The sequence below is a fragment of the Flavipsychrobacter stenotrophus genome, assembly GCF_002954265.1.
In the GTDB taxonomy this organism is placed as follows: Bacteria; Bacteroidota; Bacteroidia; order Chitinophagales; family Chitinophagaceae; genus Flavipsychrobacter; species Flavipsychrobacter stenotrophus.
In genome coordinates, this window is the sequence record NZ_PPSL01000004.1 from 288,860 (window position 1) to 305,447 (window position 16,588).

A 16,588-nucleotide genomic window follows, 5' to 3' on the forward strand; every position below is an offset into this window, starting at 1 on the left:
TTATTCTTTTATCAGGCGGCGGGTTACCTTGTTGTTGCCCGATGATACTTCTATCAAGTATATGCCCGATGCAAAGTTGCTGAGCGATACATTGATGGTTCCTGACCTCTGTTGTACTTTTTCTGAATAGACAACGGTGCCCGTCATATTCATCACCTTTAAATTTACCGCATCCTTCTTATTCATTGAGAAGTTGACCTTTACCTGATCTGTAGCCGGGTTTGGCAGCAGGTCTACTCTCAGGAAGTCATCCTGCGTAATTGCCTGCGGTGCATCTGTGGTCAGCTCCAGCCTTTTATTGCCCTGTGTATTGGCATCCTTAGTGATGGTGAATTTGTATTCCATACCCGGAGTTATCTCGGTGTATGTTTCCAACAACCTGTCGTGAAGGAATAACTTATTGCCAGAAGGCAAAGCAACATTGTCGGCTCTTACAATGAAATTCTGCATATACGGACTGCTAATACCCAATGGTATAGTACTACCCATTTTGTAAGGTCGTCCGTCTATTGCCATTTTCTTGTTGTCAGCAGAAAGACTATAGAAGTTAAATTCAGCACCAGACGGTTTTACTGCATCGAAAGAGTTGTCATCGCCGTCAGTAGCATCATCGCAGAAGTTGAGCGAAAGGGCATCCCACATGTGATACTTTTCATCATACACATTTAATGTTGTGTAGCGAGTTCCTGTTTTGAACAGGTATGTAGTCATGTCTGCACCCTTATTGCTTTCATTGAATACAAGGCTATCGCCATTGTGCGCTGCTCTTACCTGGAAGGCGGCATTGGCCTGCAGGTAATAAGGGTCGGGTGTAACGGTGTTGATCGTGATCGGCTGGAATGCACCTGCGGCTCCCAGAGATTGGTTCCAAACGAAGAACGCTGTTCCTGTTATGTTGCCAGAAGTAGCCGCATTAGACAATACCGTACCAATGTCTACCGGTGAGGCGTATGGGTTACCGATCATGTTGTAATCCTGATTGGCGCTACTGCCTTTTTGCAATGTTACTTTTTGTCTTCCTTCATTAAGCGTACCTGTAGTGACTATGGTGACATCATTAGGTGTGTATGTGCCAAAGCCAAGGCCTTGTCCTTTGGAGCCTCTTACAAAGATACGTATACCCTGATACCTTTTCAATGTATTGCTATCTGCAGCTGTTATTCTTATATCGGTATAAGGTTTCCATCCCGGATCGTAGCCGAGCGCAGAGTTACTGGTATAAGGATCTAATCTGAAGCAAGATGGCGCATTTGACGAGGTAGAAGTAAATCCGTTTGCTGATCCCCCCTGGCCTGTAATGTCAATATACTTTTCTACCTGACTGAGCGACATAGACGCATTGAATGGATGGCTCCAGAATCTGTATCTTCTGTAGCCGCCCTGTATATATTGCTGTACGTTTACTTTTCCGACAATATGTGTACCCGCTGCCATTTCAGCAATTCTTGCAGAATAGAGGTAATCTGAATACAAGGTAAGGCTATCGTGCGTTGTCAGTGATCCTGCTGTTAATTTCAGTGCCGTTCTGACAACAATCTGTGAGCCGGTATCGATAGTTGCCCCATTGCTATTATTGATCTCTAAAGTATTGATCATGCCGGTACCACTTACATGTTGCGCAATAGTACTGTCCAGAACTATCTTTCCTTCTCCATCTATAGTACCGTTAAGAGATAAGGTTCCCTTTACATCTAACCAGGCTCCCGGATTGACGGTTATTAATGCACCCGGCTCAACGATAAGGTTACGCACCTTATCAGATGTGGAATCCAATACAATAGGGAAGTAGGTAGCTGATGCAGGTATGGTCAAGTCGTGCGTAGCATCCGGCATAACACTACCTAACCAGTTAGTAGGTTCTGTCCAGTCTGTTTCCTGACCGGTAGCGCCACCTATCCATTGCCTTACAGCTACTGTTACTGTAATAAATGTATTAGCAGTTCCGCAGCTATTGGTAACTGTATAGTAAATGTTAGCACTGCCGGTTGTTTTTGTATGCACATTTCCTGATACATCAACGGTCATAACAGAAGTATCGCTGCTGGTCCATACACCTGCCGGAGTTGCGTCTGTAAAGGCATAAGTAACATCGAGTGGTAAAGTTGTTGCTCCGGTTATTGCTGCAACAGATGCTATAGAACTTACTATTGCTGTTGTAGACGCATCGGCCAAACCGGTGCAACCAAAGCTATTGCTATAGTTAACAGTAACCGTTTTGCTACCATTAGTCAACCAGCGCATAGTTACAGTATTATCTGTACTGCCTATACCCCCTGATATGATAGTGTAGTCAATACCTGCGGTGCCGGGCACAGACCATATGTAGGATGACTGGCCTGCCTGAGTGGTGTAGGTAACGTTTGTACCCGTACAGATAGCAGGGCCGGGATCTACCGAATAAGTAGGAACCGGGAGAGGATGAATAGTAACTGTCTGCGTTGCCGTGTTTATACAACCGTTAATATCTATACCTGTTGCTGTATAAGTTGTTGTTACCGTAGAAGAACTAATAACATTTGCTCCTGTACTTTCATCAAGGTCAGCAGAAGGCAACCAGCTATATGTATCTGCTCCGGCTGAAGTAAGCGAGGTGCTTGCGCCAATGCAGAGTGATGAGCTACCCGGGGTTAGAGTTACAGCCGGAAGCGGATTGATTGTGATCAACTGTGTAGCGATACTACTGCATCCTGCCACACTTAATCCGGTAACAGTATAAGTGGTTGTTGTTGTAGGAGAGGCAGTAACAGTAGTTCCTGTTGTTGCACTCAACCCGGTTGCCGGAATCCAGCTGTATGTATTTCCGCCGGTTGCATCTATTGTTGTTGACTCACCTGAGCACATAGTGCCAATTCCCGGTGTTGCAGTAATAGTAGGGATAGGATTTACTATGATGGTCCGGATGGCGATATCGCTACATCCTGATCCGTTAGTTCCTGTTACTGTATAAGTGGTAGTAGCGGAAGCAGTGCATGTTACCAATGAACCTGTACTTGCGCTGAGGCCAGTTGCCGGACTCCAAACATAAGTACTACCACCGCCTGCACTAAGGGTTGTTGCAAAGCCGTTACAGATAGTTGTAGTTCCACCGCCCGCTGTAATAGTTGGCAGGTTGTTTACTGTTATAGTACGAGTTGAAGTACTGCTACATCCTGCGGCACTTGTTCCGGTAACAGTATATGTTGTGGTAATGGATGGTGAGCAGGTAACAGGTGTGCCCGTAGATGCACTTAAGCCCGTAACCGGCAGCCAGCTGTATGTTGACCCGCCTGTAGCAGAAAGGGTAGTAGAGAATCCGTTGCAAATACTTGTGCTGCCGGCAGATGCACTGATGGTAGGTATTGGGTTGACTGTTATCAGCTGTGTGATATTACTTACGCAGCTACCGCCACTAATACCCGTGATGGTGTATGTAGTTGTAGTAGTAGGAGATGCTATTACCGTGGCTCCTGTCGTAGTGTTTAGTCCTGATGATGGTGCCCAAGTATACGAGCTTCCGCCGCTTGCATTAATAGCGGTTCCTGATCCTGTACAAAGATTTGGGTTGGCAGCTAAAACAGCTATGTTACTTACGGTAATAGTTCTTGTGGTTGTGCCAGTACAACCACCCGTACCGGTACCGGTTATAGTGTAAGTTGTGGTTACAGTGGCACTGCAAGTTACATTAGCACCTGTAGTTGCGCTTAAGCCTGCCGCCGGTGACCATGTATATGCCGTGCCACCCGGCACTGATGCCGACATAGTAGTGGTGGAACCATTACAGATATTGGCACTACCCACTGTTGTTGTTACAACGGGAGCCGGGTTTACGGTGAATGTTGCTATCGCATTGGCCGAGCAACCGGTTACGGTGTTTGTACCTGTAACGGTAACTGTGTTGGTAACTGCCAGACTGGTAATGTTAGTAGGAGTGGCTATAACAACCGATCCTGTTGATGCGGATAGATTTGTTGCCGGAGTCCATACGTAGGTGTTAGCACCACCGCCGGTAAGGGTAGTATTGCTGCCGCTACATACAGAAGTAGGACTGGCTGACGCGGTTACAGTAGGTAGGTTATTGACTGTAACGGTGACGGTAGCCGTTGTGACGCAAGGTCCCGCGGATGTACCTGTTACCGTATATGTTCTGGTAACTGTACCGGTAAATAACGGTGTGGCACTTGTGCTTGAAGACAGATTTGTTGCGGGATTCCAGCTATAGGTAGTGGCTCCAGATGCATTCAGCGTAGTTGTAGCGCCAACACAGATACTTGGAGAAGATGCACTTACCGCCACATTATTAACAGTTACAGTTACCGTGCCTGTATTGGCGCAGGTAGTTACCGTTGAGGTACCTGTTACTGTGTATGTTCTTGTTGTATTGCTATTGCAGCTAACTGAAGCCGATGTGCTATTTGCCAGCCCTGTTGCCGGAGACCATACATATGTATTGGCTCCAGATACAGCCAGTGTTGTTGAACTACCGTTACAAATAGTAGCAGTGGTTGGTGTCATGGTCAAAACAGGAAGTGCATTTACAGTAACTGTCTTTGTTGTGATTGCGCTACAGCCCGCCGCACTTGTACCGGTGATCGAGTAAGTAGTAGTGGCGGTGGCAGATGTAACAACAGAAGCACCTGTAGTAGCACTAAGGCCAGTGGCTGGTGTCCATACATAGGTGTTAGCTCCCGAAACACCCAGGGTAGTTGATGCCCCCCGGCAGATTGTTGCAGTGGTAGGTGTTACGGTCATTACCGGTAATGGGTTTACCGTTACCAGTCTCGATGCTGTATTGGCACATCCTGTTACTGTATTAGTACCTGTTACAGTATAGGTAACAGTTGTTGTTGGTGATGCGGTGACTGTTGCTCCTGTTGTTGCTGTTAGAGAAGTTGCAGGAGTCCACGAATAGGTATTGCCACCGCTAGCTGAAAGGGTAGAAGATGCACCACTACATAATGTAACTGTTGCAGGCGCTATGGCAATGGTAGGTTTAGGATTTACTGTTATCACCTTTGTAGCGGTATTCGTACATCCTGTTACTGTGTTTGTTCCTGTTACTGTATAGGTTGTAGTTGTTGTAGGTGATGCGGTCACGGTAGCACCTGTAGTTGCACTCAAGCCTGTTGCCGGAGTCCATACGTAAGTATTAGCACCTGCTGCCGTCATTGTAGATGATGAGCCGTTGCAAATAGCAATGGTTGTTGGGGTAACGGTTAGCACCGGCCGTGGATTGACGGTAATAGTACGGGTGGCATTATTAAGACAACCCGAACTACTTGACCCCGTGACAGTGTAGGTAGTGGAAACTGTAGGGGTGGATATGACAGTACCACCTGTTGTGACGTTAAGGAAAGTAGACGGTGTCCAGCTGTATGAAACGCCACCTCCTGCGTTGATCGTTACTGAAGAGCTTGCACAAACAGTTGGTGTGCCGACTACCGTGGTAGTTATTGTAGGCAGCGGATTTACCGTGTATTGTACTGTAGCAGATGTAGTACAGCTACCTACCGCGCTAATACCGGTTACAGTATATGTTCTGGTGACGGTGCTGGTTGTTACTACCACAGCACCTGTTGTAGCACTTAACTGTGTAGTCGGTGCCCACTTGTAAGTAGCTGCGCCCGATCCGGTCAAGGTGGTGCTGGTGCCAATACAAACAGCAGCTGTTGAAGGGCTTACCAGAGTTACCGGTACAGTCACCGCTCTCGTTGCAGTACCTACGCAGCCAGTTACGGTGTTGGTTCCGGCAATTGTGTAAGTAGTAGTAACTGTAGGGGTGCATGTTACCGGCGTGCCGGTAGTTGTTGTAAGGAACGTTGTGGGTGTCCATACATATGTATTGGCACCTGATGCGGTAAGGGTTGCCGATGAACCATTACAAATATTAGCAGCACCGCCCGCGGTGATGGTTGGTGTGCCGTTTACTGTTATAACCTTGGTTGCAGTATTGGTGCAAGTAAGGGTGTTAACTCCCGTTACAGTATACGTAGTAGTTACGGTTGTGCTTGTGGTTACAGTTGCGCCTGTAGTTGCGCTCAATCCGGTAGCCGGTGTCCAGGTATAGGTTGATCCGCCGGCGGCGGTTATCGTTGTAGATAAGCCGCGGCATAATGTGGTAGCACCAGATGTTGTTATCGTTGGTTTAGGATTGATGGTGATCAGTCTTGTTGCTGTGGCCGAGCATCCTGCGGCATTTCTACCTGTAACTGTATATGTAGTGGTAACTGTAGCCGAGCAAGTAACCGGTGTTCCCGTGGAGGCACTCAGCCCGGTTGTTGGTAACCAGGAATAAGTAGTACCGCCTGTTGCGCTCAACGTTGTGGATACACCATTACACATTGTAGATACACCAGATGTGGCGGTAACAGTAGGCACGCCATTAATTGTGATCGTTTGGGTTCTTGTACCCACACAGCCATTAGCATTTGTTCCTGTTACTGTGTAAGTGGTAGTAGTTGTAGGTGTAGCTGTTATAGTTGCTCCGGTACTGGAGCTTAACCCTGCCGTGGGCAGCCAGGTATAGGTGACAGCCCCTGTGGCAGTCATTGTTGTGGAACTTCCCGGACATACACTAGCAGAGCCTACAGTAACCGTAGGCGTAGGTAATGCGTTTACGGTTATTGCTTGTGTTGCAGTAGTGGTACACGTACCACTTACCCCTGTTACGGTATATGTTCTTGTTACTGTTGTAGTGGTTACAACTGCAGCCCCGGTGGTGGCACTCAAGCTGGTGGCAGGCGACCATCTATAGGTGGCACTGGTGCCTGTGTTAGTAGCAGTAATAGTGGTAGATGAACCGATGCAAATTGCTGCTGATGCGGCACTTACTGAAGTACGTGGTACTGTTATTAGACGGGTGCCTGTTGAAGAACAACCTGTTACAGTGTTTGTACCTGTGGCTGTGTATGTAGTGTTAACAGTTGGCGTTGCTCTTATTACAGCACCGGTAGTGGCACTCAATGCCGTATTGGGCAACCATGTATAAGTATTACCTCCGCTGGCAGTTAGCGTTGTAGTTACACCCGAGCAGGCCAGAGTAGCAGTAGTACCTACTGCTATGGTAGGGAGTGGATTTACCGTAATAGCGCGGGTAGCAGTGCTGCTGCAGCCCAGGCTAGTTCCTGTTACTGTATATGTAGTAGTGGTTGTACCACTGAAAGTTATTGGTGTACCTGTTGTTGCGCTGAGGCCGGTTCCGGGTGTCCAGCTATACGTTGTTCCGCCCGATGCTGATAAAGTAGTTGTATTACCTATACACACCGCTGCCGATCCTGATGTTGCAGTAACGGTTGGAATAGGATTTACTGTAACTGTAGCTGTAGTTGTAGCGCTACAACCTGTGTTAGTTCCTGTTACTGAGTAGGTAGTTGTATTTGTTCCTGTAAAGGTAACCGTTGCGGCAGTGCTGGAGCTAATGCCTGTGGTGGGTGTCCATACATAAGTAGTTGCACCAGTTGCGGCAATGGTTGTAGATGTACCGCTACATATTGCGGCTGATCCCGGTGTTGCTGTTAGCGTAGGAATTGCATTGACAGTTATTGTTTGGGTTGCATTGCTGCTGCATCCACTTGTTGTACCTGTTACAGAATAAGTAGTGGTAGTGGTTCCGTTAAATGTAACCGTAGCTCCGGTTGTTGCGGTAAGACCTGTTGATGGTGTCCAGCTGTAAGTTGTACCACCAGCCGCAGTTATAGTTGTGGCTGTGCCGCGGCAAACGGTAGAAGAACCGGCAGTTGCTGTTACTGTTGGTACGGCATTAACAGTGATTGTAGTAGAAGCTGTTGAAGTACAACCGGTAACTGTATTGGTGCCGGTAACTGTATAAGTAGCAGTATTCGTTCCGGTAAAAGTAACCGGAGTGCCGGTGGTTGCACTAAGATTAGTTGCCGGATTCCATGAATAAGTGTTGGCTCCCGCAGCTGATAATGTAGTGCTAGTTCCCCTGCATATGCTTGCTGAGCCCGGTGTTGCTGTAACAGTAGGTAATGCATTTACAGTAACGGTCACAGATGCAGTTGACGTACATCCTGTTACTGTGTTGGTGCCAGTTGCCGTATATGTCGCTGTAGCAGTTCCGCTGAATGTTACCGGTGAACCGGTTGCCGAGCTTAAACTTGTAGCGGGGTTCCATGAATAGGTATTGCCTCCCGTTGCCGATAATGTAGTGGTTGCGCCACGGCATATTGCCGCGGATCCTGAAGAAGCTGCAATTGTTGGCAGTGCATTGACCGTTACTGTTACTGATGCTGTGGAACTACATCCCAAAGATGTTCCTGTTACCGTATAAGTAGCAGTGTTAGTTCCGCTGAATATTGGGTTAGCTATAGCAGCATTACTGAGGTCAGTTGCCGGGTTCCAGCTATAAGTAGTAGCTCCTGCTGCAGTTATTGTTGTTGTTGCTCCACGGCAAATACTAGCTGCCGATGGAGTAGCTGTAACTGTAGGTATTGGATTTACTGTTATAGTGACTGAAGCAGTAGATGTACAACCTGTTACAGTGTTAGTGCCCGTTGCGGTGTATGTTGCAGTAGCAGTTCCGGTAAATGTTACCGGTGTACCTGTTGCCGCGCTTATGTTAGTTGCCGGATTCCATGAATAAGTATTACCGCCTGTGGCTGATAAAGTTGTTGAAGTTCCGCGGCATATAGTTGCGGAGCCGGGAGTGGCAGTAATAGTTGGCAATGCATTTACTGTTAATGTTACCGTTGCGGTAGAACTACATCCCAGGGATGTACCGGTTACTGTATAAGTAGCAGTGTTTGTTCCGCTGAATATTGGGTTGGCTATTGCGGCATTGCTGAGGTTAGTTGCCGGATTCCAGCTATAAGTAGTCGCTCCTGCAGCTGTTATTGTAGTTGTTGCTCCGCGGCAAATACTAGCTGCAGATGGAGTAGCGGTAACTGTAGGTATTGGATTTACCGTTACGGTTACTGAAGCAGTAGACGCACAACCTGTTACAGTGTTAGTGCCAGTTACGGTATATGTAGCCGTTGCAGTTCCGGTAAATGTTACCGGAGTACCAGTTGCAGCACTCAGATTTGATGCAGGGTTCCATGAATATGTATTTCCGCCTGTTGCCGATAATGTTGTATTTGAGCCGTTACATATAGATGCTGAACCTGCTGTAGCCGTAACCGTTGGCAGTGCATTGACCGTTACTGTTACAGATGCAGTGGAACTACATCCCAACGATGTTTCTGTTACTGTATAAGTAGCGGTGTTTGTACCGCTGAATATTGGATTGGCTATTGCGGCATTGCTGAGGTTAGTTGCCGGATTCCAGCTGTAAGTAGTGGCTCCAGCTGCTGTTATTGTAGTTGTTGCTCCACGGCAAATACTAGCTGCCGATGGAGTAGCTGTAACTGTAGGTATTGGATTTACCGTTACGGTTACTGAAGCAGTAGACGCACAACCTGTTACAGTGTTAGTGCCCGTTACTGTGTATGTTGCAGTAGCAGTTCCGGTAAATGTTACCGGTGTTCCTGTTGCTGCACTTATGTTAGATGCCGGATTCCATGAATATGTGTTTCCACCTGTAGCTGATAAGGTGGTGTTTGATCCTATGCATATAGATGCTGAACCGGCCGTAGCTGTAATTGTTGGTAATGGATTGACCGTTACTGTTACCGATGCAGTAGAACTACATCCCAGTGATGTGCCGGTTACAGTATAAGTTGCAGTGTTTGTTCCGCTGAATATTGGATTGGCAATTGCGGCATTGCTCAGGTCTGTTGCCGGGTTCCAGCTATAGGTAGTAGCACCTGCACCGGTTAAGGTTGTAGTTGATCCACGGCAAATGCTTGCTGCTGATGGGGTAGCGGTAACGGTAGGAATTGGATTAACAGTTACAGTGACTGACGCTGTGGATGCGCAGCCTGTCACGGTGTTAGTCCCCGTTACGGTGTATGTTGCCGTAGCAGTACCTGTAAATGTTACCGGTGTTCCTGTTGATGCGCTAATATTAGTTGCAGGATTCCATGAATAAGTATTACCACCCGCAGCCGATAAAGTTGTTGAGGTTCCCCGGCATATTGCTGCAGAACCAGGAGTAGCAGTTATAGTTGGTAGGGCATTGACGATTATTCGTACTGCCGTAGGGCTGGTAAGGCTACCTGAAGTATTACAGCTACCTGAACCTGTCCATGTTAACTTACAATAATAATAGAAAGTATCGGCTGATGCGACCGGCGCAGTAGTTGGAGGCGTAAATGAAAAAGTACCTGTAGCCGGAAATGCTGACGTTGCAGCCGTCGTAGTTACTGAAGTTCCCCCTACAATACTATTTGTAGTGTTTTTGAACCAGGATACCGTTAGTGAGACGCCAGATTGCGCTCCTGATGCTCCTTGCACACATGTGTTATAGGTAAAAACAATTGGGCTTGCAGTTGCTCCTGCACAATACACTGAGGATGTAGTAGTAGTGGAGCTTCCAGTTGCAAGTGGTGAGTAAACTCTGACAGCAAAAGCACTGGAAAATGACAATACAGATAAAAGCGAAAGTAAAAAAGTCCTCATTAACTTAATTTTTGGGTTACTAAGCAAAAGTATATGCAAATTACAATTTGTGTATATTATTAAATTGTAAATAAACGCATCTGTAAATGCATGAATTTTTTGGGATAACACCCTTTTTCGTGCGTTTTAGCTGCGCTGTTTTTGCGTATTTTACAGTCGTTTAGTAGTTGTGAAGTAGTTTGCTCAAATTTTTTATTGGGCGCGGCAAAGATACAGTGTATGTACATTGATAGTAATAGCTTCCTTGCACACACTTGTTAATGATAGATTAACGGTCTTATTCGCATGTTCAGTTTGTAAATTTGTTTTCCAAAATTTGCATTTATAATTAATATTTTAGTAGTCGATTAGTAGTGTATTAATTTATAAGTAGCTTTTTTTTTAAAGTAATTATATTTTAAATATGTATATTTTGGTAAAACATGTAAATAAAAACAGAATTGATAAAATATAATAAGTTAGTTTTGGCGGAACTAATGTTTAATATTATGATGGTTTTGTTAGACGTAATAAAGCTGTAAAAAACAGCGCTTGGTCCATGCAGATATCTAATGCCATTTAATTTAAAAGGTAGTCTGCAAGGTGAAATGAGCAGCCATTTTGTAATTTCCACCCACTTCACACATTTATCCTAATTTCGGCCCCATGCATTATATATGGCAGCACATTCGCACTATAATTGATACTTATGACGGCAGCCTGCCACTGGCTCACTTTCTTAAAAATTATTGCAAAGGTTTTCCGCAACTAGGTAGTCGCGATAGGCGTATCCTTAGCGAAATGGCGTATTGCTGGTATAGGTGTGAAAAAGGAATTGAGGGATACGAAGTATCGGATTTTGAGGGGAAGATGCAAGGGTGTTTGAGGAGGTGTGGTAATATGTCGATAGTAGGCAGGTTACTCAGCAGCGAAGGGGCCGTTGACCATGTAGTGCTTGAAAATAGCAGACTGTTTCCATTCGAAATACCTTTTTCTGAAGGAATTAGCAAAGATGCGTGGCTGTCATCACTATTGGTACAACCATCGTTATTTATAAGAATACGCAAGCAAAAGACACAGATCGTGAAATTGCTGGAGGCGCAAAATATCCCATATCAGTTTATAGCGGAAGACATTATGTCTTTGCCCAACGGAGCTAAGATAGATGCCCTGCTACCACCCATAGCTTATGTGGTACAGGATGCCTCATCTCAGCAAACTGCGAAATGGTTTCAGCCAGAAAAACATGAGCGTTGGTACGATTGCTGCTCCGGGGCAGGTGGAAAATCACTGTTGCTGAAAGACCTGGAGCCTACGGTTCAACTTACGGTTACCGACATCAGGCAGTCAATATTGCATAATCTACAGGAGCGTATTCGTAATTATGGGCACACAGCCCCTTCGGCCTATGTTACAGATGTAACCGATAAAGAAAAACTGGAAAAAACACTAAAGGGTAAATTGTTTGACAATATTATCTGTGATGCCCCATGCAGCGGATCCGGTACATGGGCAAGAACACCTGAGCAGGCTTATTTCTTTGATCCTTTATCCTTAAAGAGGTTTACGGACCTACAGGAGGGAATTGCTACAAATGTTGCTCAATACCTAAAGCCAGGTGGAAGACTTTTATATATAACCTGCTCGGTATTTGAAGCGGAAAACGAAAATGTGGTTGGTCGTGTGACAACTAATACCGGATTACAATTGATAGAATCAAAGTTGATAAACGGGGTTGAAAGTAAGGCCGATAGCATGTTTGTGGCTGTATTGCAGAAAGTATAATGTTCTAAGCAATGCTATAAAGTATCAGTATATGGATAAGATAAGCATCGATGAAAAGCTAGCCCTTTTTTCAGATCACTGGAATCCCAGGATAATTGGTGAGTTGAATGGCCAGCATGTAAAGCTGGTGAAACTGAAAGGTGAATTTGTGTGGCATAAGCACGATGAAGAAGATGAGCTGTTCCTGGTAATTGCCGGCGTTTTACAGATGGAGTTCAGAGATAAGACCGTAATCATTAATGAGGGTGAATTGATAATTGTGCCCAGAGGGGTAGAGCATAAGCCTGTGGCTAAAAATGAAGTAAGTGTTATGCTGTTTGAACCTGCATCGACAATAAATACCGGAGATGTAAGGGGCGAATTGACCAGAGATACACTGAACCGGATCTGAGCTGATTTTTCTGGGAAAGCATTCCTGCTCTCCCGCCAACTGGGTGATATAATATCTTTAATATTCCTGCTACATTTGCTGCGGGTTAATAGATCCCTTAAAGTTCGATGAAATACTGTTTTTTAATATTGTCATTTTTACTGTGTGCAGACCTGTCGCACGCGCAACGCAGGCATCGTAGATCTGCGAATGCCGATACCGTTCAAAGAGTGATGCTGGATACACTGGAGATCACAGCCAAAGCTGGTAAGCCGCCTTATCAACCCTCAGCTCCAAAGCTGTGGGAGATAAACAATACACGGGTGGCTCTTTCCTTTAACTGGAAGGAGAAGACGGCTGATGTAAAAGAGTGGATAAGTCTGCACCCCTATTTTTATGCGTCAGACAGTATAGTGCTGGATGCAAAGGGCATGCAGATAGATAGCGTAGAGTTGGTGACCAAGACAGGCAACAAGCGCTTGCAGTATAGCTATAATGATGATAGGCTATCCGTGCACTTCGATAGATTTTATATCTCTGCTGATAGTGTGACTTTGTACCTGAAGTATAAGGCTATGCCCTATGCCAAACAATCGGGCGGTAGCGCAGCTATAGTTGATGATAAAGGCTTGTACTTTATCAATACAGACGGAAAGATCCCGCATAAGCCATCGCAAATATGGACGCAGGGAGAAACAGAGTCCAATTCTCATTGGATGATCACCCTTGATAAACCTAATACGAAATTCACGTCGCAGATAGAACTGACAGTGCCCGATACAATGACCACCCTTAGTAACGGTGCACTCATTAAACAGGTAAAGGGCACTAACGGCATGCGCACCGATATCTGGAAACAGGATATGCGCATACAGGCATATGCTGTAATGTTTGCCATTGGTAAGTTTAGCATAATAAAGGACAAGTGGAAAGACAAAGAAGTTAACTATTATGTGGAACCTGAGTTTGCCCCTTATGCCCGTCAGATGTTCAATAACACAGGCGAGATGATGGACTATTATTCACAAATAACAGGTGTGTCCTACCCATGGAATAAATATAGCCAGGTGGTGGTACGTGATTATGTTTCCGGTGCGATGGAGAATACTACGGCATCTTTGTTTGGCGATTTTATGAACCAGACCACACGTGAAATAGCTGATAAGAATTCTGAAGACGTTGTATCTCATGAGCTCTTCCACCAATGGTTTGGCGACTATGTAACAGCCGAATCATGGACTAACGTGACAGTTAATGAATCTTTCGCCAACTATGGCGAGCAGTTATGGCGCAGGCACAAGTATGGTAAGGATGCCGGTGATGAACTGGCCTGGAATGACCTGATGGGATATGTTTATTCCTCGTCGTTAAAGGATCCTCAGTTGGTGAGGTTCAATTATGATAGTCGTGAAGAAGTGTTTGATGCTATCTCCTACAACAAGGGTGGGGCAATACTCCATTACCTTAATACGTTAATAGGTGATGATGCATTTAATAGGTCGATGAAAATATACCTTACCAAAAATGCATTAGGTACAGGTGAAGCACATAGCTGGCGTATGGCAGTAGAGGAAGCGACAGGACAGGACTGGAACTGGTTCTTCAACCAGTTTTATTTTCATGCCGGTCACCCTCTGTTGAAGGTGAACTATAATTATGATGATTCTGCTAATAAGCTAACCGTGATCGTTAACCAGGCACAGTCGGATAGTATGATGGACTATACACTGCCATTGAAGACGGCGGTTATCTATGGTGATCAGAAGACGGTTATAGACTGGAACATTAATAAGCGCAAAGACACGTTTATTTTCGCCTATAAGAATGGTGTTAAACCTGTTATCATCCCCGATTGTCAGCACGTACTGCCCGGTGAGATAAAGGAGAATAAGAGATCAGCGCCGTGGCTTATTCAGTACAGAACTGCAGATGATTATGTGAGCCGCCGCCTGGCCATAGGCGGGGCCGGTAAGTCAATGTCTGACAGTAGCGCGCAGGAGCTGCTGACGTTTGCATTAAGTGATGCCAACGGAACGCTTCGCCGATTTACGTTATCGCAAATGGAAAAGGCACAGAGTGATAAATACCGCCGCAGATGGACACCTAAGATAGTAGAGATGGCTAAGAGCGATAACGACAAATTAGTTCGTTCTGACGCCATTGACGTGCTGGGTAGCTGGAAGGTTACTACCGCGAAAGGCATCATGATGGATGCTCTTTACGACAGTTCATACGCAGTGGCAGGTAGCGCATTGGAAGCCCTTGCGGAAATTGATGCTGATACAGCATACATGATGGCTAAAAAGCTTTCACTTACACAACCCCGCGCTTCTTTGCAAAGTGTTATATGGAATATAGTCGGCAAGAACGGAAAGGAAGAAGATGCTGCCTATTTTGAAGCACAAGCGCCTTACGTACAGGGCACAAAGAAGTTTGCATTGGCAAGGGGTATGAGCAGTTATCTGAAACATGTAAAATCTGATGAATCTTTCATTCGCATCACTAATTCTTTTACTGATGTGATCGTATTGGAAAGTATGAAGAGCTATCGTGGTTCATTGGGTGGTTTCTTCTTCCAGGTAGCTGCAGAACAAAAAGAAAATATTAAGTCAGACAAGCCGGAAGAAGCAGCTAGCGCTACTAAAAGATTGGCTATTGTAAAAGCAGCAATAGAAAAAGTTATAGCTGCCGAAGATGATGCCGAGCAACTTGATGACTACAAGAAAATGATGAAGGAAACCTTTGAAAAGGAATAGACTAAAGTGATAGTCAAACAATAAACCCTCCGACTGTGGAGGGTTTATTGTTTGTGGTAACTACTTTTAAATTATTCTTCAGACTTATTCTTTAGAGACATGAGCAACGCATAGGCATTGGTGGTCACAAATACTTTGCCGGCAAAACGTTCAGCATTCAGTATTTCCACAAACCCTTTTTCTGAGTTTCCCGTGGTCACTTCGGTTATCTCAAACTGGTGTTCATTTTTTTGAATGAAAGCATATTGTTTGTTCTCAAATCTTACAATTGCTGCTTCCGGCAATGCCCACGCGGCGGCATTTGATACCGGTATCTCTGCATTCATATACATGCCGGGCAGCAACTTTTTGTCGTACTCTTCAAAATGGCAATGTATATCTGCAGTACGGTCGGCCGACAGATCTCGTGAAATGAGGATGATCTCGCAATCGTATTTTTTGCCCGTTTCGTTATTGGTGAATGCAACTACCTTTTGGCCAACAAACAACTTATCCAGGTCTTTTTCAAACACTTTCAGTGCCAGGTGAATATCGGTAGGGTTGATCAGCTCAAACAGTACTTCGGTAGGCGATACATACTTGCCTATGTTCACATTTACTTTCGATACATAGCCACTGATAGGGGAGTAGATATTTACAGTCCGCGATATATTGTTTTCGTTTAGTCTGTCGGGGTTGATACCCACAAGTTTTAGTCTTTCAGAAAGTGCCGATATCATGACCTTCTGGGTCTTAAGGTCTGCTTCAGCCTGCTGATATACTTTGTCACTGCTTGCTTTACTCAGGTTCAGTTCTTTCTGGCGGCGGTACTCGTTTTCTATAAATACCAGTCGGGCTTTTGCAGTAAGATAGTCTTGCTGTAATTGGATGTACTGCTGGTCTTCTACTATGGCAATTGTCTCTCCTTTATTGATGTGCATACCCGGAAGCAGGTGCGTACTTTTAAGGTAGCCACCAAGGGGTACACTCACTGATAGTATGTTCTGCGGAGGCACATCTATCTTTCCATTCAGCTGCAATGTAGCAGAGACGGTGCGGCGCTCCATGTTGCCTGTAACAATGCCCGCATTCTTTTTCTGTGCATCGGTAAATGAGGCAATGTTTCCGGCTACTTCTTCAACTTTCTTTGCTTCTTTTTTCTTGTCGGTACCGCACGATGCTATCATCAGTGCAGTAATTAGTATGATTATGTTTTTCATTGTCC

At 45.3% G+C, this 16,588-nt stretch carries 5 protein-coding genes; 3 read left to right on the forward strand and 2 right to left on the reverse strand.

Annotation, left to right across the window (positions count from 1 at the left end; translation table 11 throughout):
• Nucleotides 1-10,494 carry a T9SS type A sorting domain-containing protein gene (locus CJD36_RS15705; RefSeq protein ID WP_105040149.1) on the reverse strand — a complete coding sequence of 3,498 codons (10,494 nt, stop codon included), beginning with the start codon at nt 10,492-10,494 and terminating at the stop codon, nt 1-3.
• Nucleotides 10,495-11,139: 645 nt separating this feature from the next.
• Here CJD36_RS15705 and CJD36_RS15710 point away from each other — a divergent pair.
• The 3 genes from CJD36_RS15710 to CJD36_RS15720 all read left to right on the forward strand — a co-directional run bounded on the left by CJD36_RS15710 (nt 11,140) and on the right by CJD36_RS15720 (nt 15,384).
• A complete protein-coding gene (locus CJD36_RS15710) occupies nt 11,140-12,258 on the forward strand; it encodes an RsmB/NOP family class I SAM-dependent RNA methyltransferase (protein WP_105040150.1) in 1,119 nt (372 codons plus the stop codon).
• Nucleotides 12,259-12,289: 31 nt separating this feature from the next.
• Nucleotides 12,290-12,649: a cupin domain-containing protein gene (locus tag CJD36_RS15715; protein ID WP_105040151.1), complete on the forward strand. Its 360-nt coding sequence runs from the start codon at nt 12,290-12,292 to the stop codon at nt 12,647-12,649.
• A 128-nt stretch (nt 12,650-12,777) separates the two neighbouring features.
• Entirely contained in the window at nt 12,778-15,384 is a 2,607-nt protein-coding gene (locus CJD36_RS15720; protein WP_161499337.1) for a M1 family metallopeptidase, read from the forward strand.
• A 71-nt stretch (nt 15,385-15,455) separates the two neighbouring features.
• On the opposite strand, the gene CJD36_RS15725 is transcribed toward CJD36_RS15720, so the two are convergent.
• On the reverse strand, nt 15,456-16,583 hold the full coding sequence (locus tag CJD36_RS15725) for an efflux RND transporter periplasmic adaptor subunit (RefSeq protein WP_105040153.1): 1,128 nt from the start codon (nt 16,581-16,583) through the stop codon (nt 15,456-15,458).
• Between the last annotated feature and the right edge of the window lie 5 nt (nt 16,584-16,588).